This window comes from Pseudomonas sp. TWP3-2 (genome assembly GCF_049897765.1).
Classification (GTDB): Bacteria; Pseudomonadota; Gammaproteobacteria; order Pseudomonadales; family Pseudomonadaceae; genus Aquipseudomonas.
In genome coordinates this window covers 542442-565271 of record NZ_JAFCWW010000001.1, presented here as the reverse complement: position 1 = coordinate 565271, position 22830 = coordinate 542442, and the positions used below count along the sequence as shown (strand labels likewise).

The following is a 22830-nucleotide window of genomic DNA, read 5'->3' as shown; positions in this document are numbered from 1 at the left end:
TCATGCACCAAAACCCCTCATATTCCTGCAACATTCTGAAACATCCACTACGCTCCGACAGGGATTTCCCACATTTCGTCCGATTGGCAAGCCCCTTGCTCTAGCCTGAGCATTGTCCATTGCTGGAAGCTTTCCGATGCTGGTGATTCATCGCAGAATCGCGCCTCAACCCGTCTGGGCCGCCGAGTTGCACCTGACCTTCGAGGCACGCAGCAAAAGCCGTCTGCGCTGTTTCAGTGCCGAGGGCGAAGACGTCGGGCTGTTTCTGGAGCGCGGTCAGCCGCCGTTGTTTGATGGCGAATGCCTTGAGGCTGAGGACGGCCGCATCGTCAAAGTCTGCGCGCGTCCCGAGCAACTGCTGCACGTCATTTGCGCCAGTGCTTTCGAACTGACCCGCGCCGCGTATCACCTGGGTAACCGCCACGTCGCCCTGCAAGTCGGCGACGGCTGGCTGCGCCTGCTCGACGATTACGTGCTCAAAGCCATGCTTGAACAACTTGGTGCACAGGTCGAAGCGATTGAAGCGCCGTTCCAGCCGGAACACGGTGCCTACGGTGGCGGCCATCACCATTCACGCCACGGCGAGGAAGCGTTCAATTACGCACCGAAACTGCATCAGTTCGGCGTGCGTTTATGAATCCGGCCTGGGCGCTGCTGCGCCTGGCCAGTCCGCAATTGCCGATTGGCGGCTACAGCTATTCGCAAGGTCTGGAAATGGCGGTGGATAACGGCCGGGTCAACAATCCCGACAGCGCGCGGCGCTGGATCAGTGATCAACTGCTGCTGAACCTCGCGCGCTTCGAAGCGCCGCTGTTGCTTGCGCATTGCCAGGCCGCTGCCGAGGAAAACTGGGGCGAACTGCTGCAAATCTGCGAAACCCATCGCGCCAGCCGTGAAACCCGCGAGCTGCATCTGGAGAGTCGGCAGATGGGCTATTCGTTGCAGCAGTTGCTCAACGGCTTGCCCGAACTCGATCAACCGGCGCGCGATGTCCTCGAACAATGCAGCGAACCGCATCTGGCCCTGTGCTGGTCGCTGGCCGCGCGTGCCTGGCAGATCAGCCCGCAGGACGCGCTGGCCGCGTGGTTGTGGAGTTGGCTGGAAAACCAGCTCGCGGTGCTGATGAAAACTCTGCCGCTGGGCCAGCAAGCCGCGCAGCGCCTGACCAGTCAATTGCTGCCGCTGTTGCATCAGGCGCAGCAGGACGCTACTCGCAGCAATCCCCAACACATCGGCAGCGCCGCTTTTGGCCTGTCCCTGGCGAGCATGGCCCATGAGCGCCAGTACAGCCGCCTGTTCCGTTCTTAGGAGAAACAACCATGACCTCACAACCTCTGCGCGTCGGCATCGGCGGCCCGGTCGGTTCCGGCAAAACCGCGTTGACTCTGGCGCTGTGCCTGGCCTTGCGCGAGCGCTACAACCTGGCGGTGGTCACCAACGACATCTACACCCGCGAAGACGCCGATTTTCTCGTGCGCAACCAAGCCTTGGCGCCGGAACGCATCATCGGCGTGGAAACCGGTGGCTGTCCGCACACGGCCATTCGCGAAGACGCCTCGATCAACCTTGAAGCGGTCGATCAACTGAACCGGCGCTTTCCGGGGCTGGATCTGATTCTAGTGGAGTCCGGTGGCGACAATCTGTCCGCGACCTTCAGCCCGGAACTCTCCGACCTGACCATCTACGTGATCGACGTTTCGGCCGGCGACAAGCTGCCGCGCAAGGGCGGGCCGGGCATCTGCAAGTCCGATCTGCTGGTGATCAACAAGATCGACCTGGCGCCGCTGGTGGGCGCCTCCCTGGAGCTGATGGACAGCGACACCCAACGCATGCGCAACGGCAAGCCGTTCGTTTTCAGCAACCAGAAAACCGGTCAGGGCCTGGAAGCAATCATCGCCTTCATCGAACGCCAGGGCTTGCTCACCGCAGCCTGATTTTCATCAACAAGGAAGCTTATTCATGACACTCAAACGCATTCTCGGCGCGGTCGCGCTGCTGCTGACCCCGGCGCTGGCTTTCGCCCATCCGGGGCATGGCGACACCGGCCTGATCGCCGGCATCAGCCACCCGATTGGCGGCCTCGATCACCTGCTGGCAATGCTCGCGGTAGGCCTGTGGGCTGCGCAGCAACAAGGCGCCGCGCGCTGGGCGCTGCCGTGCACTTTCGTCGGCACCATGTTGATTGGCGGCATGCTCGGGTTTGAAGGACTGGAGTTGCCAGCACTGGAAAGCGGGATTGCGGCATCGGTACTGGCGCTGGGTCTGGCGGTGGCGCTGGCGGTGCGTCCACCGCTGGTGATGGCGGTAGCGGCGACGGCGGTTTTTGCGCTGTTTCATGGCGTCGCACATGGTCTGGAGCTGCCGGAGATGTCCAATCCTTGGGCCTATGCGGCGGGGTTTGTGGTGGCGACGGCTGTGCTGCATGCGGCGGGTTATGGCGTGGTGCGCGTGCTGCCTCAAGCGGCGGCGCCGTTGGTGCGCCTGGCCGGGGCGGCTTCGGCGGTGACTGGTGCGTGGTTGCTGGCCGGGTAATCGACACACCACCTGTAGGAGCTGCCGCAGGCTGCGATCTTTTGATTTTTGCTTTTTTAGATCAAAAGATCGCAGCCTTCGGCAGCTCCTACAGGGATCGTGGCCTGACAGGCGCCGCATCGCTGATGCCAGTCTCTCTGCTACCATGTCGCGCAATCGCCCCTGCCGTGACGACGTCCGCCCATGCCCCACGCTTCCCGCTCTGCCTCCCAGCCTGAATTGACCGCCGTATTCGGCGACGTGCACCAGCACTTTCTCGACGTGATCGTGCCGCTCTGGCAAGGCCCGGGCTGGAATGCCGACATGGCATTGCCTTATGAGGCGCTGGACGCCGCGCATCAACCGCTGCCACCGCAGCGCTATCGCGCCATGGCCTGCGCGCGGCAGCTGTATCTGTTTTCCAGCTTGATCGGCGTTGTGGATAACGCCGAGGTTCGCGCGGCAGCGCTGTTCCAGTCCCTGCATCGGCACTTTCACGATGCCGAGCACGGCGGCTGGTTCTACAGCATCGATCCGCAGGGCAAACCGCTGGATCAGCGCAAGGATCTGTACACCCACGCCTTCATCCTGTTCGCCTGCGCGCATTACTGGGAGAAATCCCGCGAGCCGCTGGTGCAATCGACCCTGAACGCTGCGCTGGAAGTCATCGGCCGACGTTTCGCCACTGGCGATGGCCTCTTCGAAGCCTGTCTTGAGCGCGACTGGGCAACCCTGCAAACCGGCCCGCTGCAAAATCCGCTGATGCACTTGGCCGAAGCCTTCCTCGCGACCATCGCAGTGCGTGAAGACCCGGCGGCGCAGAAAGCGTTGAGCGAGTTATGCACAGCCATGCACAAGCAATTCGTCGATCCGCAATACGGCGTGTTGATGGAGAAACCGCTGGGCGCTGTGGATAACTGGTACGAGCCGGGGCATCAGTTCGAATGGTATTTCCTGCTCGAATCCTCGCCACTGCTGCGCGGTTCGAAACTGCACGCGGATCTGGATCGGGCGTTTGCGTTCACCGAGCAGTTCGGCGTGGTCGAGCCATCCGGTGCCGTACGGGCGATGCTCGATCTGGAGCTGGATGGACGGCCGAAGGATTCAACTCAACGCATCTGGGCCCAGGCTGAATACCTGCGGGCGCTGACCTTGCGTCCGGACGCAGAAGCCGCTGTGCTGCGCCAATTGCTGGCGCTGCAACAGCACTTCCTGCATGCCGGTGGCTGGTATGAGTGTCGCGACGAACAGGGCGAGGTCAGCCGCAAGGACATGCCGTCGACCACGCCGTATCACTTGGCGACCTGCTATCGCGGGCTGGCTGAATATTTGCGCTGACCTACAGTCAGGCGACCCACTTCTTGTCGCCGGTGAAGCTGATGGTCAGCCATCGGGCGGCATCCGGCTTGCCCAATCTGGCCGAGATATCCTCGCGCAAAACGTCGAGTTGACCGACGCTCTCCAGTCGATAATCCGCCGGCAAAATCACATGAATCTCGATGAACCGCGCCCGGCCGTGCTTCTGCACGTAGGACATGTAATCGTCGAATCCATGCTCGACTTTCGCCGCCTCCATCACCTGACGCACCTGTTCATCCAGAGTGTTCGGGGCGATTCCCAACACATCACGCAATGCCGGGCGCACAATTTTGAACGCCGGAGCGAGCATGCTCAGGGCCAGCAGAATCAGGATCAACGGGTCGACGTAAAGCGCCCATTCGTCATAGCCCTGGGACTTGAGCAACAACGCCGTGAGAAAACTCACCAGCAGGCCGACAGAAAGCATCGCGTCCACCAGCCAACTGATGTTGTCGAACCGGATCAGCGTCGACTTGAGCTTGCGATTACGGCGACGGATGTAGAAGAAGTAGGCGAACTCAACCACGGTAAACACGGCCGCATAGATGATCACCATGCCCAGCTCGACTTCACGCCCGCCGCTGATGATGCCGAACACGCCGTTGAGAAATGCATAGATGGCGATCAAGAACAGGAAACTGCCTTCGATCAGCAGCACCATCGGCTCCAGATGCCAGAAGCCGAACTGAAATCTGTGATTGCTTTGCTTGGCGATCAACTTGGCGGTGATCAGCATCAGCACTTTGATGAAGGTTGCGATCAGGGAGAAAAAACCATCGAACAGGATGGATTCGGCACCAGAAACAAAACCGGTCACGATCCCGGCGATCGATACGGCGAACATCAGAATGGTGGATTGTTTGAGCAGCGACTGCTCACCTCGGTTACTCACTTTAACTCCTCGAAAACCTTGAAAACCGCAGGGGTGCGGTGGGGTTGTGCGGAGGGAGTTTACCTTATGCAGCTTTTTTGCCTGTTCTGGCCTCATTGCTGGCAAGCCAGCTCCCACAAGTACCGAGTCGGTCACAAGGTTTGTGTACACCGATAATCCTGTGGGAGCTGGCTTGCCAGCGATTGGCCGTTACTCGGTGTTAAGCCTTGTTCCGCTCGATGGCAAAACCGGCCCAGGTCTGGCTCACCGGCATCAGTTCAAGGCTGTTGATGTTGATATGCGCCGGCGCATTCATCACCCAGAAAATCGTCTCGGCGATGTCCTGCGGCTGGATCGGCTCGGCACCCGCGTAAGTCGCGTCGTAGCGCGCCTGATCGCCAGCAAAGCGCACCAGCGAGAACTCGCTCTCGCACAGGCCCGGCTCGATGTTGCTGACGCGCACGCCAGTGCCCTGCAAGTCGCAGCGCAGGTTCAGCGAGAACTGTTTAACAAATGCCTTGGTCGCGCCATACACATGGCTGCCCGGATACGCGTAGTTGCCGGCGATGGAGCCGAGGTTGACGATGCCGGCGCCACGGCCATGGGCGATCAGGCGCGGTAGCAGCAGGCGCGTGGCGTACATCAGGCCTTTGACGTTGGTGTCGACCATGGTGTCCCAGTCGTCGAGGTCGCACTTGGGCGCCGGATCGACACCCAGCGCCAGCCCGGCGTTGTTGATCAGGCCACGCAGTTTGGCGAACGATGGCGGCAGGTTGGCAATCGCCTCCTCCATCGCCTTGCGATCGCGCACGTCCAGCACCAGGCCGTGCACTTCGGTCTGCTTCGACAGTTCGGCACACAGCGCATTGAGGCGTTCTTCACGACGACCGGTCAGCACCAGTTTCCAGCCAGCCTCGGCAAAACGACGGGCGCAGGCTTCACCAAAACCGGAAGTAGCGCCGGTGATAAACAGGGTGTTGGACATCGTGTTCTCCTGACTTCGACCGCCGTGGCAGCCATTGAAATGGACCATCAGCGGGCAGCATGCCCGGCCCTGCAATCACAGGCAACCACCGAACCCTGTACAAAAAACGATCAACGCCTTGAGCGCCATAGCCTGCGCGGGCTGTAGCCATGTGCGCGCATGTTATCCACAGTCTGCTCCACAGATAACGGGGGCAAGTGCAAAAGCGCAAAGCCCCGCCACACAAGGCTTCGCGCAGGATTTTGAAAGTTTTTTGCTTGACCCTGAACCGAGGGATGTGCGGGACAGGGCATTTTGCACGACTACCCGGTCATGGACGTGATTGCGCGAGGCCAGCAATCACGGCCCTTAGCGCAGTCTTTCCAGAGTTTAATCACAGACTTATCCACAGGTTGATGCACTAGCCCTTCACCGATTTTCGTCGCCTATAAAAAGGTTGACAAGCGAAGCGTCTGCTTACCAGAAAACGCCTGATCAAAAAACAACCACAAGCCTGCAAGCCACGGTTTCAGAGGCTTTCAGCCAGCTACTCCCACGTTATTCACAGCCAGCTCCACAGCGAATGGGGACAAGTCAAAACTGTGCAAAAACAGCCATTTGCAGCGTCTTTATGTCGCGCTTTGGCAGCTTGGCGAATTTGTTTTCCACAATTTCAGAATCTCCTCGAAATTCAGATTTAAAAAAGCCCCGGGACTTGCGTCGCGGGGCTGTGTATAACTGCAGAGAATTCAGTGCCCGCCCAGATAGGCGTTGCGCACCTCCTCATTCACCAGCAACTCCTTGCCGGTGCCCGAGAGGCGAATCTCGCCGTTGACCATCACATACGCCCGGTCGGACAGTTTCAACGCATGGTTGGCGTTCTGCTCGACGAGGAAAATGGTCATGCCGGTTTTCGCCAGTTCGCGCAGGGTGGCGAAGATCTGTTTCACCACAATCGGTGCCAGACCCAGGCTCGGCTCATCCAGCAGCAACAACTTCGGCCGGCTCATCAACGCGCGGGCGATGGCAAGCATCTGCTGCTCGCCGCCGGACATGGTCATCGCCCGTTGCGTGCGACGTTCTTCGAGCCGTGGAAACAGCGCGAACATGCGCTGCATATCCTCTTTGGCGTACTTGTCGCCAATCGGGATGGTGCCCATCAGCAGGTTTTCCTCGACGGTCATGTCAGGGAACACCCGCCGCCCTTCCGGCGATTGCGCGATGCCGTTGGAGGCGATGTAGTGCGATGACTTGTGGGTGATGTCCACACCTTGGTAGAGGATCTGCCCGCTGGCCGCGCGCGGCTGACCGAAGATCGACATCAACAGCGTGGATTTGCCAGCACCGTTAGAGCCGATCAGGCTCACGGTTTCGCCTTCATTGATCTGCAGCGAGACTTTTTTCAGGGCCTGAATCGGCCCGTAAAACACGTCCAGCTCCTTGAGTTCGAGGATGGGTTGCGTCATACCAGCTCCTCTTCATCGGCGCCCAGATACGCAGCAATCACTTTCGGATCGTTGCGAATTGCCTCTGGTCCGCCCTCGGCGATCACGATGCCGTGGTCCAGTACAACGATGTGATCGGAAATGCTCATGACCATACCCATGTCGTGTTCGATCAGCACCACGGTCAGATCATGCTCGTCGCGCAGCAGCCGGATCATCGCGCTCAGCGCTTCGGTTTCCTGAGGGTTGAGGCCGGCGGCCGGTTCGTCGAGGCAGATGATCTGCGGACGCGTGCACATGGCCCGGGCGATTTCCAGACGGCGTTGCTGGCCGTAGGACAGCTCACCGGCCAGACGGTTGGCGCAGTCCACCAGATCGACCACTTCCAGCCAGTAGAACGCGCAGTCCAGCGCGTCGCTCTCGGCCTTGCGATAGCCCTTGGTATTGAGGATGCCGGCGAGCATGTTGCGGTTGACCCACATGTGCTGGGCCACCAGCAAGTTTTCCAGCACCGACATTTCCTTGAACAGACGAATGTTCTGGAAAGTTCGGGCCAGGCCTGCACGGTTCACCAGATGGGTGCCGCCGAACATCTTGTAGTACATCCGGCTGAGAAAGCTCTTCGGCGAGACGAAGTCAGTCGGTTTGAACGACTCGCCCAACAGCTGAATGACGTTGGTCTGCTGGCCGCGCACGTTGAGCTCGATCTTGCCGCCGGAAGCCTTGTAGAAACCGGTCAGGCAGTTGAACACCGTGGTCTTGCCCGCACCGTTGGGGCCGATCAGGGCGAAGATCGAGTTGCGTTGGACCTTCAGACTGACATCGCTCAAGGCCTTGATGCCACCGAAGTGCATCATCAGTTTTTCCACAGAAAGAACTACTTCACTCATCGCGCAGCCCTCTCGTAGTGAATCGCCCCTTTGCGTGGTTTGACCCCGGTACGGCTGATGCGGATCAGCCCGCGTGGGCGCCAGATCATCATCAACACCATCAGGATGCCGAACAGCAACACGCGGTATTCAGCGAAGCCGCGCAGCAGTTCCGGCGCGACCGTCAGCACGAACGCTGCGATCACCACGCCGATGGTCGAACCCATGCCGCCGAGCACGACGATGGCGAGGATCAGTGCCGATTCGAAGAAAGTGAACGAGGTCGGGTTGACGAAGCCCTGATAAGTCGCGAAAAACACACCCGCCAGACCTGCAGTCGAGGCACCGATGGTGAACGCCGAGAGCTTGACCAGCACGTGATTGAGGCCCATCGAGCGGCAGGCGATTTCGTCTTCACGCAAGGCTTCCCAGGCGCGACCGACCGGCATTTTCACCAGACGATGTTTGATGTACAGCACGGCCAGCACCACCAGGAACAACACCGCGTAAATGAAGTAATACTTCACGTCCGGGTTGTAGGCGATGCCGAAGAACTCGTGAAACGGCACCCCGCCATCCTTCGCGCGCTTGCCGAATTCCAGACCGAAGAACGTCGGCAGCGGCGCCGGCATGCCGTTCGGGCCTCCGGTCAGCGACAGCCAGTTGTTGAGCACCAGACGAATGATTTCACCGAAGCCCAGGGTCACGATTGCCAGATAGTCGCCGTGCAGGCGCAACACCGGAAACCCGAGGATGCACCCCGCCAGCCCCGCAGTGATCGCCGCCAGCGGCAGCACCGTCCAGAAACCCAGCCCCAGGTACTGATAACCGAGCGCCAGACCGTAGGCGCCAATGGCGTAGAACGCCACGTAACCGAGGTCGAGCAGACCGGCCAGACCGACCACAATGTTCAGCCCCAGCCCCAGCAGCACGTAGATCAGCCCGAGGATGACCACGCCCAGCAGATAGGAGTTGGAAACGAACGGTACGATCACCGCCAGCACAATCAGCAGCGGAATGATCCAGCGCAGGCTGGATTTGTGATCGGCTGGCAACACATGCACACCGGAACCGGTGCTCTCGAATCCGTCGAGAATCTTCAAGCCTTTCGGCGTTTGCAGGAACAGGCTGAGGGCAAACCGGCCGGCCATGACGATGGCGATGATCCACGCCACACGGGTGGTTTCGAGGTTGAAGCTGTAGCCATCGAGTACGACGCCGACAATCGGCCCGAAAACGATCAGGGCAATCAGACCGGCCAGAATCGCCTCGACCAGGCTCTTTTTGATATCAATGGATTTTTCAGTGGTTGCAGACATCGCTTACACCTTCGACACAAGAGGACGGCCCAGCAGGCCCTGCGGCCGGAAGACCAGAACAAGTACGAGCAGCGAGAAGCTGAACACGTCTTTGTAGTCGGAGTTGACCAGACCGGAGAACAGCGACTCGGAGATGCCGAGGATGATCCCGCCCAACATCGCACCGGGTAGCGATCCGATCCCGCCGAGTACCGCAGCGGTAAACGCCTTGATGCCGATGATGAAGCCGGCGTAGAAGTCGAACGTGCCGTAGTTCATGGTGATCAGCACGCCGGCCAGAGCCGCCATGGCTGCACCGATGATGAACACGTAGGAAATCACCCGGTCGGTATTGATGCCGAGGATCGAAGCCATCTTGCGATCTTGCTGGGTGGCGCGGCACATGCGGCCGAGCTTGGTGTATTTGATGATGTAGGTCAGCAGTCCCATGCCGACGAACGCCGCGATCAGAATGAACACCTTGGTGTAGGTCAGCTGGACAAACCCGGTGCCGACTTCGACCCGCCATGCGCCAGTCAGCAGCGTAGGCACGCCCTGTTGTTTGGCGCCTTGGGCAATCTGTGCGTAGTTTTGCAGAATCAGCGAAATGCCGATGGCGCTGATCAGTGGAGCCAGTCGGGTGGAGTTGCGTAGCGGTTTGTAGGCGACACGTTCGATGACCCAGCCATACACCGCCGTGACGACGATGGTGAAGATCAACGTGCCGAGCATCAGCAGAGGGAAAGATTCGATACCGAAGTACGCCAGCAGAGCCAGACTGATTGCCGCGAGGTAAGCGGAAATCATGTAAACCTCGCCGTGGGCGAAGTTGATCATGCCGATGATGCCGTAGACCATTGTGTAGCCGATGGCGATCAGGCCGTAGACCGACCCGAGGGTCAGGCCGTTGACCAGTTGCTGCAGGAAAATACCATCCATAACGCAATCTCACGCAGTGAGAACCTGCACACCCGAAAGTGTGCGGCTCTTCTAAGGAAAATACAGATATACGTCGGAGCAATGTCAGCCACGATCAGCCAGACCACACCGTCCACTGTGGGAGCTGGCTTGCCAGCGATAGCGGTCGAGCATTCAACGAATATGTTGTCTGTCAGTCCGTCATCGTCGGAACGCCGCCCGGTGCAAGCCCGCTCCCACAGGAAATGGTGGAGATCAGCCGATCAAGTCAGCCCTTACTTCTGTTTTTCCAGCTGGTGATACTTGCCATCCTTGTCCCACTGGTAAACCACGTAGTCGGAGACTTTCAGGTCGCCCTTGGAGTCCCAGGCTTTTTCGCCCATGACAGTTTTCACCGGGTTGGCTTTCAGCCACTTGGCCGCTTCTTCGCCTTTGTTCGACTTGGCGCCGTTGAACGCAGCAACCAGGGTCTGAACCGAAGCGTAGGCGTACAGGGTGTAGCCTTCAGGCTCGGTACCGGCCTTGCGGAAAGCGTCCACCACGGTTTTGCTGTCAGGCAGCATGCGTGGGTCGGCGCCGAAGGTCATCAGCACGCCATCAACAAATTGCGGGCCGCCAGCGGTGGTCACCAGTTCGTCGGTGACGATGCCGTCGTCGGACATGAATTTCACGTCTTTCAAGCCTTGCTCACGCAGTTGGCGAACCAGCGGACCGGCTTCCGGGTGCAGACCGCCGAAGTACACGACGTCGGCGCCAGCGCCACGGATCTTGGTGACGATGGTGCTGAAGTCTTTCTCGCCACGGGTCAGGCCTTCATACAGCACTGGCGTTACGCCGCGCTTGACCAGTTGCGCCTTGGTGGCGTCTGCCAGACCTTGGCCGTAGGTATCTTTGTCGTGCAGCACGACAACCTTTTTGCCCTTGAGCACGTCGACGATGTAATCGCCGGCGACGATGCCTTGCTGGTCGTCACGTCCGCACATGCGGAACATCGCGCTCAGACCACGCTCGGTAACTTGCGGGTTGGTCGAACCCGGGGTGATCGCGATGATCCCGGCTTCGTCGTAGATTTCCGACGCTGGAATGGTCGAAGAGGAGCAGAAGTGACCGACCACGCCGGCGACTTTCTGGTTGGTGAGGTCCTTGGCGACCGTCACGGCCTGCTTCGGTTCGCAGGCGTCATCGCCTTTGACCAGTACGATTTTTTCCCCGTTGACGCCGCCCGCTGCGTTGACCGCATCGGCCGCCGCTTGTGCACCCTTCATGTACTGTTCGCCAAATGCCGCGTTGGCGCCCGTCATCGGACCGGCGACACCGATTTTCACATCAGCCTGTGCAAACGCAGAAACACCCAACGCAGTAGCCACTGCGAGGGCCAGAAAGCCTTTCTTGTAAAACGTCTGGGACATGAGGTGGTGCTCCAAGGTTTTTTTTAGTTGGCACTGCGACTTCAGTTCACTGGATGCTCAGAGCAAGCGCCGTGCCATCGGTTTTTTATTCTGCAAAAAGTCGCTGCCTTGTTGTTATTTCGACTGTTTCGATCCCATTTTCATTGGGCGTGCAACCGTCTAAACCGCGGAAGGTGAAACCGTAAATATTTTCAGGCGCAACCCGCGTGCGCCATCATTGCAACCGCGCCAGCAAACGACGTGCAACCAGCCTGTAACAGCCCGCGTCACCGAACTGCACACTGCTGGTGCGGAACTGCTACAACCCGCACCATTACAGGCTAGTCGCTGCATCGAAAAGCGCCGCTTCCGGCAACATATTTCAACAATCAGATAACAATGCGCAGGCATTGGCCCGCGTGGTACAGCGAGAATCCGGCCTCGTACAGACAGCTGCGCAAGCCGACACCGGCGAGCGGCTGCATTGGCGCGAAGGGAATCGGCAGGGTTTGCGGATTGCCGTTGCACAGATAGTCGGCGAAGGCTTTGCCGACCACGGTGCCAGTGGTGACGCCACGTCCGTTGTAACCGGTGACAGCGACCAGTCCCGGTGCCGGTTCGAACAGCCGCATCAGATGATCTGGCGTGAAGGCGATGCGCCCGGTCCAGGTGCATTCCCATTCCACCGGTTTCAGATTGGGGAAGTAATGCTGCTGTACGCGGTCGGCCCAGGCCTTGAGGAACCACGCCGGTTTCTGGTTGCCGTTGCCCAGGCTGCCGAGCAACAGCCGGCCTTCTTTGTCGCGGCGAATACTGCTCAGCACCTGCCGGGTATCCCACGAGCCCTGCCCGCCCGGCAGAATTTCCTGCGCGGCGTCTTCGGTCAGCGGCACCGAGGCGACCTGGTAGTAATAACCGGGGAAGAAATTACGCTTGAGCTCGGTCCAGTCGCCTTCGGTGTAGGCGTTGGAGGCGATCACCACTTTCTCGGCGAGAACAGAACCATGTTCGGTCTGCACCGACCATTGCGAGCCTTGGCGCTCCAGACGGGTGACTGGCGAATGATCGAACATCTGCCCGCCGAGACTGAGCACGGCGTTGGCCAGACCTGTGGTGTAAGCCATCGGATTAAGCGTGCCGGCGCGTCGATCGAGCAACGCAGCGGCGATTTTTTTGGTGCCGGTGGCTTGCTCGCACGCCTGGCCGGTGAGCAACTCGACGGGCGCACCGCGACGTTTCCATTGTTCCTCGCGACTGCGCAGATCCGCCTCGCCACGGGCGTTGTGCGCCATGTGCAACGTGCCTTCGCGGCGCAACTGGCAATCGATGTTGTATTTATCCACAAGGCTGAACACCAGCGCCGGCGCCCCACCGAGCATGCGGTTGAGCTGGCTGCCGACCGCTTCGCCGAAGCCGGCTTCGATCTCGTCCGGCGGGATCCACATGCCGGCGTTGACCAGCCCGACGTTGCGCCCGGAACCGCCGTGACCAGCGCGATGCGCCTCAAGCACGCAGACACTTTTGCCTTGTTCCAGCAGATGCAGCGCTGCCGACAGCCCGGTAAATCCGGCGCCGATCACACACACGTCAACCTTGACCTCACTCCTGAGCGCCGCATTATCCGGCCTTTGCGGCGTGAGCTTTTCCCACAGACATTCTTCGCGTAACGGCATTGCCAGACTCCAACAGAAACCTGCCAAACACACCAAAATGATCGTTCCCACGCACTGCTTGGGAACGAGGAACTGTCAGTCGAAGGTAATGCCCTGCGCCAGCGGCAATTCCAGCGAGTAGTTCACGGTATTGGTCTGCCGACGCATATAAGCGCGCCATGCATCCGAACCAGACTCGCGCCCGCCGCCCGTCTCTTTCTCGCCACCAAACGCGCCGCCAATCTCAGCGCCGCTCGGGCCGATGTTGACGTTGGCGATCCCGCAGTCGCTGCCGATCGCCGACATGAACTGCTCGGCCTCGCGCACATCGGTGGTGAAGATGCACGACGACAAACCTTGTGGCACGGCGTTGTTCAGACGCAGCGCTTCCTGGAAGTCGCTGTAACCGACCACGTACAGAATCGGCGCAAAGGTTTCGCTGCACACCACGTCGCTCTGCTCCGGCATTTCGACGATGGCCGGCGACACGTAATAGGCATTGGGGAATTGCTCTTCGAGCTGACGCTTGCCGCCAAACACCCGACCACCCTCGCTCAGCGCCTGCTCCAGCGCGTCCTGCATGTTTTCGAAGCTGTGCTTGTCGATCAGCGGGCCGACCAGATTGCCTTCCAGCGGATGGCCGATGCGTACTTTCGAATAGGCGGCTTTGAGGCGAGTGACGATTTCTTCTTTGACCGATTCATGCGCAATCAAGCGACGCAACGTGGTGCAACGCTGACCGGCAGTGCCGACGGCGCTGAACAGGATCGCACGTACGGCCATGTCCAGATCAGCGCTCGGGCCGAGGATCATCGCGTTGTTGCCGCCCAATTCGAGAATGCTGCGCGCGAAACGTGCGGCGACTTTCGGCGCCACTTCGCGGCCCATGCGCGTGCTGCCGGTGGCACTGATCAGCGCCACACGCGGGTCATCGACCAAGGCCTCGCCGGCATCGCGGCCGCCGATGATCACTTGGCAGAGATTGGCCGGAGCATCGCTGAAATTCTTTACCACGCGATCAAACAACGCCTGACAGGCCAGCGCGGTCAGCGGGGTTTTCTCCGATGGTTTCCACACCACCGGGTTGCCGCAGACCAGCGCCAGCGTGGTATTCCACGCCCACACCGCGACCGGAAAGTTGAACGCGCTGATCACGCCAACCACGCCCAGCGGGTGCCAGGTTTCACGCATGTGGTGGCCCGGACGCTCGGAGGCGATGGTCAAACCGTACAGTTGACGAGACAGACCGACGGCGAAATCGCAGATGTCGATCATCTCCTGCACCTCGCCAAGGCCTTCCTGGGTGATCTTGCCCGCTTCCCAGGACACCAGCTCGCCGAGATCGGCTTTGTACTCGCGCAAGACTTCACCGAACTGACGCACCAGCTCGCCGCGACGCGGGGCCGGCACCTTGCGCCAATGCTCGAACGCATGATCTGCGCGACTGATGTGCTGCTCGACTTCGGCCGCGCCTTCCCAGTTCACAGCCGCGATGCGACTGCCGTCGACGGGCGAATGCACCGGCACTTTGCCGTTCTGGTACAGGGCCGGGTTCACACCTAGACGATCAAGCAATGCGGCAACCATGGGTCACTCCTCAAGCAAAAAACTGAATGTGTGCGGGCGCTGTTTTCCACCCGTGCAGACCATTAGTTGTAGCGCTCCTTCGGTGAGGCAACAAACGACCATTAAGCGAGATATCATTCCGTTTATTCATGCTGCGCGTTGCGTGCCATAGAAAGACAAGAAAAAGGATCAGCCATGCTCAACAAACGCCACTTGCCATCGATCACCGCATTGCAGTGCTTCGAAGCCGTGACCCGGCACTTGAGTTTCACCCGCGCCGCCGAAGAGCTGAACCTGACCCAAAGCGCCGTCAGCAAACAGGTGGCGCAGCTTGAAGAGTTGTTGCAGCACTTGCTGTTTCGCCGCGTGCGCCGGCGCTTGCAGATGACCCCGGCCGGCGATTTGTACCTTGTGGAAGTGCGAAAAATCCTCACCCAGGTGGAAATGTCCACGCATTACCTGCGGTCCTACGGCGGCGAGACCGAAGTCCTGCGCGTCTCTACGCCATCGACCTTCGGCGCCCGCTGGCTGGTGCCGCGCCTGAAGGGCTGGCGTCTGCGCCATCCGTCGATTCATCTGGACTTGTGCAACGAACAGGAAGCCGATGACTTGCTGCAAGGGCGCAGCGATCTGGCGTTCTACTTCGGCCAGGGCGCGCGCGCCGGTACCGAATGCCTGAAACTGTTTGGCGAAGAGTTGGTGCCGGTCTGCGCGCCGTCCAGCCTGCCGGCCACGCCGTTCACCGACCCGACGCAACTCACCGATCTGGTGCTGCTGCAAAACGCCTCACGCCCACAGGCCTGGCACGAATGGTTCGACGCTCAGGGTTACCACACCGAACACAGCTACCACGGCCCGCGCTTCGAAACCTTCTATATGTGCATCCGCGCCGCCCAGGTCGGTTGCGGTGTAGCCCTTTTACCGAGGTTTCTGGTGGAAGAGGAATTGGCCGACGGCAAACTGGTCATTCCCTGGCAGCATGCAATGCCCAGCACGGACGCGTATTACCTGGCGTACCCGGAACACTCGGCGGAAGTGCCCAAGGTGAGGGATTTTGTGAAGTGGATGTTGGAGCAGATCGACCATCCTCCTGCCGACTGACGTCACGCAATCACGAACAAACCATCAACCACTTTGGTTTGCGAAAGCCTCGAGCGTAGGTCTTCATCGATAGCCGGGTCATCAACGTCGTAAAGACGTACACGGCGATAGGCATCGATCCGATTGATTTCCTGCCCCAGATATTCCCACACCACTCTCGAACACGCCGGAGCGCGGTGGTCAGCAGCGGAAACACCGATTTTCAGGCCATTGAGCCGAGTGATGCAGCTTTTGAAGCTCGGAATGAGAATGGTCTGGCTGACCTCGTTCGAAGTCAGCGACTCGTAATCGATGAGAAACAGGCGATCTCTCAGGTAATAGGCGATCCCGACGTATCGATACCGCTCAAACTCGCCTTCGGATCCCGCAATCTGTAAGCGCTCGTTTCGTTCGTAGACGACGTCTGATCCGTCTTCTCGCACATGCACCAGTGCGCACAAGATCGAGCCAGGCTCTGTCATGGCATGGTAGTACTCGTAGTAATAACCGGTGTGCGCCATCAGCTCCGGCGAAGATTTTTGGCGCAGGTGCTCCAGCATGCTCTGCGCTGCTGTTGCTGTCTCGACAGGCCTGACTCGCCTCGCATTGGCCCCAATCAGCGAAATGAACTGCGCTGTTGGAAGTGTTATTTCAAACTCTTCGACGCCAAAAAAATCGCAGATTCTTTTCAAGTTGAACGCTGTAGGAATGCTGTTTCCGCACAGGTATTTATTAAATTGCCCACGGTTAATTCGAATTTTCCTACAAACTTCCGCGACAGATCTGTAGTGGCTGCACAGCAGCCTTAAGTTAGCTGGAAGAAATTCCTCCATAAATATCCCGACAACTGTTTTAGAAGACGCAACCATAGCAGCAACTCGCATCACTTTTGAGCAACTTGCGAAATTGCGCCGAGGGAAATATGGCTGGATATTACGAGTCCTGAATGGCTTCAGGCTTTAACACCAACAAACATCGCCAGCACTTTCAACAGCAAGGAGCTTTGAATGCTAGACATCATCAACGACTTTCTCTCGGGGAAGATATTGATTCCCGTCGTTCTTGGACTGGGCAGCTACTTCACCATCCGATCAAGATTTGTCCAGTTCAGATATTTCCTGCATATGTTTAGCGTTCTGCAGGGCAGCTGGCGCAGCGGCAGCCAGCATTTGAGCTCGTTTCAGGCGTTGACCCTGAGCCTGGCCGGCCGGGTGGGCACTGGCAATATCGTCGGGGTCGGAATCGCCGTCAGCATGGGCGGCCCCGGCGCAGTGTTCTGGATGTGGATGACAGCCTTGCTCGGCATGTCGAGCAGTTTCTTCGAATGTACGCTGGGCCAACTCTACAAACACAGCGACGGCAATGGCCTGTATCGAGGCGGGCCATCGTGGTACATCGAACATGGTCTGAACAAACGCTGGCTCGGAATCATCGCAGCGCTGCTCCTGCTGGTGACGTTTGGATTTGCCATCAACGGCCTCGAATCGCATGCGGTGTCTCACTCGCTCAAAGACGCTTTTGGTCTTGAGCCCATGTGGACAGGGTTCGCATTGTCATTGCTACTCGGAGCGGTGTTTATTGGCGGGATAAAACGCATCGCCGCCGTCGCCGACCTGCTGGTTCCGCTGAAGGTGCTCGCCTACATCGCGGTGACTGGTTATGTGATCGTGCTGCAGTTTGATCAAGTGCCAGCGATGCTGTTGACCATCATCCGCAGCGCGTTCGGCCTCGATCAGGCATTTGGCGGGTTGGTCGGCAGTGCGATCGTCATGGGTGTACGGCGTGGCGTTTTTTCCAACGAAGCCGGACTCGGCAGCGCGCCCAACGTCGCCTCGGTGGCGAAAATCGCCCACCCGGTTGCGCAAGGTGTCGTGCAAGCATTCAGCGTCTTTATCGACACGTTCGTGATTTGCACATGCACCGCTTTACTCATTCTGCTTTCGGGTTTCTACGCGCCAGGATTCGAGGGCGACGGTATAGCGCTGGCACAAAACTCGCTGGCAGCGGTGGTCGGAGAATGGGGGCGAATGTTCATCAGCGTGGTGCTGGCATTGTTCGTATTCACGGCGATGCTTTACAACTATTACCTGGGGGAAAACAGCCTGCGGTTCATCTTCGGCGAACCTCGAAAAGCGTTGTTCTTGTACCGCGCACTGGTGTTGGTTCTGGTGTTCTGGGGATCGGTCGAAGATCTTACGACCGTCCTCGCGTTCGCCGACATCACCATGACCTTGCTGGCACTGGTCAATCTTGTCGCCATGGCCCTGCTGTTTAAAGTTTGCATGCGCATCCTGCGCGATTACGACCAGCAGCGACGTGCCGGAATCAAGACGCCCATATTCGATTCCAGCCAGTTTCTCGATCTGGATCTCGACCCGTTGGCATGGCCACCGCTGCCGCAAATTTCACTAGTTAGAACTAAAAACCAAGCAACTCTTTAATCCAAAAACAATTTGAGGATGCTCCCTGATGAATCGCTACTTCCCACTTAAAGCCAATGCAACCAGCACACCCACTTATTTCATTGATTCGCAGGCTGCTCCTAACCAGCTATTCGAAGATGCCTGTTTCAGAATTCGCGCAGCTGTCAGCCTTCTGGAAACATTGACATCGGTCACCATTAAACACACTAATGACTCTGATCTGTATCGACTGATACTTCCTGTGTACGTATTACTTCAAGACGGAGTGGACTCGCTGGAGCAAATCTCTTTCAAGGGAGAATTGGCTCATGCCTGAAACTCCAACCTATTAAATGCTCCGGGCCGCAATGATCAAAGCGGTTGAGACAACCCTCATTCCTCGACACTCGCTTCTTGCTGAATATGTAAAAAGTTGGGAGCGGCTGGAGTTGGTCATTCAAGCCGCGCTCGCTGCGCACCCCGCAACAGATGCTGGCTCGGGCCGAACAATATAAAGGGATAGAAGAAAGAGCAGGCGGCCGCGCAAAAAAATCGCTGGCAATCTTCACACGGGATATGCGCCACTAGCGCCATTGATTGCTTCCGCGCCACCGCGCGGCCCGTCTGGAGACCCCGTTATGAGCGAGAGCGTGTTTGCCGATCGCATCGTGCAGAACCTGCTCGACACCGACTTCTACAAACTGACGATGATGCAGGCGGTGCTGCACAACTACCCCAACGTTGAAGTCGAATGGGAGTTTCGTTGCCGTAACAGTGAGGATCTGCGCCCGTATCTGGCCGAGATCCGCTTTCAGATCGAGCGCTTGGCGGATTTGAGCCTGAGTGCCGATCAGTTGAGTTTTCTCGAGCGCATCAGCTTCCTCAAGCCGGACTTCCTGCGCTTTCTCGGACTGTTCCGTTTCAACCTGCGCTATTTGCATACCGGCATCGAAAACGGTGAGCTGTTTATCCGCATCCGCGGGCCGTGGCTGCATGTGATTCTGTTTGAAGTGCCGCTGCTGGCGCTGGTCAGCGAAGTGCGCAACCGCTATCGCTACCGCGAAACCGTGCTGGAACAGGCGCGCGAACAGCTGTATCGAAAGTTCGACTGGCTGACGGCCAACGCTTCGAGCGAGGAATTGTCCGAGTTGCAGGTCGCCGATTTCGGCACGCGTCGCCGGTTCTCCTACCGTGTACAGGAAGAAGTGGTCAGCGTGCTCAAGCACGATTTCCCCGGACGTTTTGTCGGCACCAGCAACGTGCACCTGTCGCGCGAACTGGACATGAAACCGCTGGGCACCATGGCCCATGAGTGGATCATGGCGCATCAGCAACTCGGCCCACGACTGATAGACAGTCAGATCGCCGCGCTCGATTGCTGGGTGCGCGAGTATCGCGGGCTGCTGGGGATTGCGCTGACCGACTGCATCACCACCGATGCTTTCCTCAGCGATTTCGACCTGTATTTCGCCAAGCTCTTTGACGGACTGCGCCACGATTCCGGCGACCCGGTGATCTGGGCCGAAAAATGCATCGCCCGTTACCACAAGCTCGGCATCGACCCGATGAGCAAGACGCTGGTGTTCTCCGACAGCCTGACGCTGCCCAAGTCGCTGGAGATATTCCGTGCGCTGCGCGGGCGGATCAATGTCAGCTTCGGCATCGGCACCAACCTGACCTGTGACATTCCGGGGGTTGAACCGATGAGCATCGTGCTTAAAATGACCGCCTGCAACGGTCAACCGGTGGCGAAGATCTCCGACGAGCCAGGCAAGACTCACTGCAAAGACCCGAATTTCGTCGCCTATCTGCGGCATGTGTTTCAGGTTCCTGCCATTTCCAGCACATCTAGCAAGGAGTGAATTCATGCAAGCCGTACAGCGTGAGATTGCTGAACAGCTCAAGGTTCAGCCACCGTTCGCCGATCGACAGGCCCTCGAAACGGAAGTCGCCCGACGCATCAGCTTCATTCAGGACTGCCTGACCAATTCCGGCCTGAAGACGCTGGTGCTGGGCATCAGCGGCGGCGTCGATTCGCTGACTGCCGGCCTGCTGGCCCAACGCGCCATGCGCGAACTGCGCGAGCGCACGGGCGACGACGCCTACAAGTTCATCGCCGTGCGCCTGCCGTATGAAACCCAGTTCGACGAGCAAGATGCCCAGGCTTCGGTGGACTTCATCGCCCCGGATGAACGCCACACGGTGAACATCGGTCCGGCGGTCAAATCGCTGGCCAATGAAGTGGCAGCGTTTGAAGGCAAGCATGCGGTGTCGGTAGATTTCGTGCTCGGCAATACCAAGGCGCGGATGCGCATGGTGGCGCAGTACACCATCGCTGGCGCAGCACACGGGCTGGTGATTGGCACCGACCACGCGGCGGAAGCGGTGATGGGTTTCTTCACCAAATTCGGCGATGGCGCTTGTGATCTGGCTCCGCTCAGCGGGCTGGTGAAAAATCAGGTGCGGGCGATTGCGCGCAGTTTCGGCGCGCCGGAATCGCTTGTGGAGAAAGTGCCGACGGCGGATCTGGAAGACTTGTCGCCGGGCAAGCCGGACGAAGCTTCACATGGCGTGACCTATGCCGAGATCGATGCGTTTCTGCATGGCGAGTCGGTGCGTCAGGAAGCGTTCGACATCATCGTTAACACTTACCAGAAGACGCATCACAAACGGGTAATGCCGTTCGCGCCTTGATCGATGAATGCATGAAAAAGCCCGCTGAGAAGTGATTCTCAGCGGGCTTTTTCTTTGGTCGAAACATCTATCGATGCTAATGACCTCATCGCGGGCAAGCCCGCTCCCACAGGGTGTGGGGTGAACCTGATTACTTCAGGGTCACGGTGCCTTTCATCATCGAGATGTGGCCCGGGAACGAGCAGAAGAAACCATATTTCTCGTCGGCCTTGAGCTTGGACACGTCGAAGGTCACCGAGTCGGTTTCCTTGGCGCCGATGATTTTGGTGTGAGCGATGACGCGCTCGTCGCCGTCTTTCAGGTAGTTCTTGTCGATGCCGGCGGCCAGGCCGTCGGTGGCGATCGGCTGCATGTCAGCTTCTTTGCTGATCACCAGGTTATGGCCCATGACGTTCTTCGGCAGGTTGCCGGAGTGGGTCAGTTCGACGGTGAAAGTCTTGCAGCTCTTGTCGATTTCGATGGCCTTGGTGTTGAAGGACATTTGGTCGGTGGAGTCGATGGTGGTTTTGCACTCGGCAGCCATCAATTGGCTGCTGGCCAGCGCCAGCAGGGATACCGCAATAACTTTGGAAAACATGGTGAATCTCCAAGGCAGGGTTAACAAAAACACTAATGGTTGGAAGACTGCCTGAAATCTTCGCAAGTTCCTATGACCTGAGTCAAAAATTGTATACAACTTTCAGGCTATGACACTCATCGAAACAATCTACCGGCCAATGCTCTGGCCCGGCCCTATGATCGGCGCATCGTCAATCATCGGAGTCTCCGCCATGTCCTTCAACAGCTTGTTGTGCAGTCTGCTTGCCGCTTACGCCTGTGGTGCCAGCGGCACTTACGAAACGCCGAAGCGCGACGCGTAGTCCTTGGATCGAGCGCTGTGAGCCTTTACCCTGTGAGCCTGATTGATCCAGGAGGAAGGCATGTCTTTGAAATCCGTTTGTGTTTTTTGCGGTGCCAACGCCGGCACTGATCCGGCTTATACCGAAGCTGCCATCGCCCTTGGCCGAGCACTCGCCGAGCGTAAATTGACTCTGGTGTACGGCGGTGGCGCCGTGGGTTTGATGGGCATCGTCGCCGACGCCGCACTCGCGGCTGGCGGTGAAGTGATCGGGATCATTCCGCAGAGCCTGATGGACAAGGAAATCGGCCATAAAAGCCTGACACGCCTGGAAGTGGTCGACGGCATGCATGCGCGCAAGGCGCGGATGGCCGAACTCAGCGATGCCTTCGTCGCATTGCCCGGCGGCCTTGGCACTCTCGAAGAATTGTTCGAAGTCTGGACCTGGGGCCAGCTCGGCTACCACGGCAAACCGCTGGGACTGCTCGAAGTGAACGGTTTCTACAGCAAACTCACGGCTTTTCTTGACCATATCGTCGGCGAAGGCTTCGTTCGCGCGCCACACCGTGACATGCTGCAAGTGAGCGAATCGCCTCTTTCCCTGCTCGACGCACTCGACCAATGGCAGCCAACTGTAGTGCCGAAGTGGGTCGATCAAAAACCCGGCTAACAGCCGAGCCCCGATACAGGGCAGAATACGCGCCGCTCAACCTCACCTTCGACCCTAGAGGATCGCCCATGGCCAAACCCAATTACTCCTTCGCCAAACGTCAACGTGACCTGGAAAAGGAAAAGAAGAAAGAGGAAAAGCTTCAGCGCAAGAAACAATCAGCTGAAGAAGCAGCACTGAACCCTGACGGTGAAGTGGCAGCGGAAGATGCTGCAGACGTAGATACCGATGCACCGAAAGAGCAGGCGCCTGACGCTTGAATGATTGATTTGTGGCGAGGGAGCTTGCTCCCGCTGGGTTGCGCA

Annotated in this window: 23 protein-coding genes; 12 read left to right on the top strand and 11 right to left on the bottom strand. The window is 58.7% G+C overall.

Annotated elements, in window-relative coordinates; translation table 11 throughout:
• Window positions 1-136 precede the first annotated feature (136 nt).
• From ureE to ACP7EE_RS02500, 5 genes are all read left to right on the top strand, one after another.
• Window positions 137-637: an urease accessory protein UreE gene (gene ureE / locus ACP7EE_RS02520; protein ID WP_426233252.1), complete on the top strand. Its 501-nt coding sequence runs from the start codon at window positions 137-139 to the stop codon at window positions 635-637.
• On the top strand, window positions 634-1308 hold the full coding sequence (locus tag ACP7EE_RS02515) for an urease accessory protein UreF (protein WP_426233250.1): 675 nt from the start codon (window positions 634-636) through the stop codon (window positions 1306-1308). The genes ureE and ACP7EE_RS02515 overlap by 4 nt, the downstream gene beginning before the upstream one ends.
• Window positions 1309-1319: 11 nt before the next feature.
• The gene (gene ureG / locus ACP7EE_RS02510; RefSeq protein ID WP_426233248.1) at window positions 1320-1934 is read left to right on the top strand and encodes an urease accessory protein UreG; all 615 of its coding nucleotides are present in this window, start codon (window positions 1320-1322) and stop codon (window positions 1932-1934) included.
• A gap of 25 nt (window positions 1935-1959) precedes the next feature.
• Window positions 1960-2532 (top strand): HupE/UreJ family protein, encoded by a 573-nt coding sequence (locus tag ACP7EE_RS02505; RefSeq protein WP_426233246.1) that lies wholly within the window; start codon window positions 1960-1962, stop codon window positions 2530-2532.
• A 183-nt stretch (window positions 2533-2715) separates the two neighbouring features.
• Window positions 2716-3849: an AGE family epimerase/isomerase gene (locus ACP7EE_RS02500; protein ID WP_426233244.1), complete on the top strand. Its 1134-nt coding sequence runs from the start codon at window positions 2716-2718 to the stop codon at window positions 3847-3849.
• Window positions 3850-3856: 7 nt separating this feature from the next.
• On the opposite strand, the gene ACP7EE_RS02495 is transcribed toward ACP7EE_RS02500, so the two are convergent.
• The 9 genes from ACP7EE_RS02495 to ACP7EE_RS02455 form a co-directional block, all read right to left on the bottom strand.
• On the bottom strand, window positions 3857-4762 hold the full coding sequence (locus tag ACP7EE_RS02495; protein WP_426233242.1) for a cation diffusion facilitator family transporter: 906 nt from the start codon (window positions 4760-4762) through the stop codon (window positions 3857-3859).
• Window positions 4763-4961: 199 nt separating this feature from the next.
• Window positions 4962-5726: an SDR family oxidoreductase gene (locus ACP7EE_RS02490; protein ID WP_420647042.1), complete on the bottom strand. Its 765-nt coding sequence runs from the start codon at window positions 5724-5726 to the stop codon at window positions 4962-4964.
• Between the two features lie 728 nt (window positions 5727-6454).
• A complete protein-coding gene (locus tag ACP7EE_RS02485) occupies window positions 6455-7171 on the bottom strand; it encodes an ABC transporter ATP-binding protein (protein WP_420647041.1) in 717 nt (238 codons plus the stop codon).
• Window positions 7168-8040 (bottom strand): ABC transporter ATP-binding protein, encoded by an 873-nt coding sequence (locus tag ACP7EE_RS02480; protein ID WP_426206587.1) that lies wholly within the window; start codon window positions 8038-8040, stop codon window positions 7168-7170. The genes ACP7EE_RS02485 and ACP7EE_RS02480 overlap by 4 nt, the downstream gene beginning before the upstream one ends.
• Window positions 8037-9338: a high-affinity branched-chain amino acid ABC transporter permease LivM gene (livM, locus tag ACP7EE_RS02475; RefSeq protein ID WP_426233240.1), complete on the bottom strand. Its 1302-nt coding sequence runs from the start codon at window positions 9336-9338 to the stop codon at window positions 8037-8039. Before livM ends, ACP7EE_RS02480 begins: the two co-directional genes overlap by 4 nt.
• A gap of 3 nt (window positions 9339-9341) precedes the next feature.
• Entirely contained in the window at window positions 9342-10256 is a 915-nt protein-coding gene (locus tag ACP7EE_RS02470; protein WP_041480712.1) for an ABC transporter permease subunit, read from the bottom strand.
• Between the two features lie 254 nt (window positions 10257-10510).
• Entirely contained in the window at window positions 10511-11644 is a 1134-nt protein-coding gene (locus tag ACP7EE_RS02465) for an ABC transporter substrate-binding protein (protein WP_426233238.1), read from the bottom strand.
• A gap of 368 nt (window positions 11645-12012) precedes the next feature.
• A complete protein-coding gene (locus ACP7EE_RS02460) occupies window positions 12013-13296 on the bottom strand; it encodes an NAD(P)/FAD-dependent oxidoreductase (RefSeq protein WP_426233236.1) in 1284 nt (427 codons plus the stop codon).
• 75 nt (window positions 13297-13371) lie between these two features.
• On the bottom strand, window positions 13372-14862 hold the full coding sequence (locus ACP7EE_RS02455) for an aldehyde dehydrogenase family protein (protein WP_426233234.1): 1491 nt from the start codon (window positions 14860-14862) through the stop codon (window positions 13372-13374).
• A gap of 174 nt (window positions 14863-15036) precedes the next feature.
• Between ACP7EE_RS02455 and ACP7EE_RS02450 the strand changes: the two genes are divergently transcribed.
• Window positions 15037-15942, top strand: coding sequence for a LysR family transcriptional regulator (locus ACP7EE_RS02450; protein WP_426233232.1), 906 nt, complete (start codon window positions 15037-15039; stop codon window positions 15940-15942).
• A gap of 2 nt (window positions 15943-15944) precedes the next feature.
• Here ACP7EE_RS02450 and ACP7EE_RS02445 read toward each other — a convergent pair whose 3' ends face one another.
• Window positions 15945-16754 (bottom strand): helix-turn-helix domain-containing protein, encoded by an 810-nt coding sequence (locus ACP7EE_RS02445; RefSeq protein WP_426233422.1) that lies wholly within the window; start codon window positions 16752-16754, stop codon window positions 15945-15947.
• A 174-nt stretch (window positions 16755-16928) separates the two neighbouring features.
• Here ACP7EE_RS02445 and ACP7EE_RS02440 point away from each other — a divergent pair, with 174 nt between their 5' ends.
• From ACP7EE_RS02440 to nadE, 4 genes are all read left to right on the top strand, one after another.
• Window positions 16929-18362: an alanine/glycine:cation symporter family protein gene (locus tag ACP7EE_RS02440; RefSeq protein ID WP_426233230.1), complete on the top strand. Its 1434-nt coding sequence runs from the start codon at window positions 16929-16931 to the stop codon at window positions 18360-18362.
• Between the two features lie 28 nt (window positions 18363-18390).
• Window positions 18391-18660, top strand: coding sequence for a hypothetical protein (locus tag ACP7EE_RS02435; protein ID WP_426206593.1), 270 nt, complete (start codon window positions 18391-18393; stop codon window positions 18658-18660).
• A gap of 301 nt (window positions 18661-18961) precedes the next feature.
• Entirely contained in the window at window positions 18962-20185 is a 1224-nt protein-coding gene (gene pncB, locus ACP7EE_RS02430; protein WP_426233228.1) for a nicotinate phosphoribosyltransferase, read from the top strand.
• Between the two features lie 4 nt (window positions 20186-20189).
• On the top strand, window positions 20190-21017 hold the full coding sequence (nadE, locus tag ACP7EE_RS02425; RefSeq protein ID WP_426206596.1) for an ammonia-dependent NAD(+) synthetase: 828 nt from the start codon (window positions 20190-20192) through the stop codon (window positions 21015-21017).
• A 130-nt stretch (window positions 21018-21147) separates the two neighbouring features.
• On the opposite strand, the gene azu is transcribed toward nadE, so the two are convergent.
• Window positions 21148-21594: an azurin gene (gene azu / locus ACP7EE_RS02420; protein ID WP_420647033.1), complete on the bottom strand. Its 447-nt coding sequence runs from the start codon at window positions 21592-21594 to the stop codon at window positions 21148-21150.
• A gap of 343 nt (window positions 21595-21937) precedes the next feature.
• Here azu and ACP7EE_RS02415 point away from each other — a divergent pair, with 343 nt between their 5' ends.
• Together ACP7EE_RS02415 and ACP7EE_RS02410 are read left to right on the top strand one after the other, a co-directional pair.
• Window positions 21938-22525 carry a TIGR00730 family Rossman fold protein gene (locus tag ACP7EE_RS02415; RefSeq protein ID WP_426233226.1) on the top strand — a complete coding sequence of 196 codons (588 nt, stop codon included), beginning with the start codon at window positions 21938-21940 and terminating at the stop codon, window positions 22523-22525.
• 68 nt (window positions 22526-22593) lie between these two features.
• Window positions 22594-22785, top strand: coding sequence for a hypothetical protein (locus ACP7EE_RS02410; RefSeq protein WP_420647031.1), 192 nt, complete (start codon window positions 22594-22596; stop codon window positions 22783-22785).
• The last annotated feature ends 45 nt before the right edge of the window (window positions 22786-22830 follow it).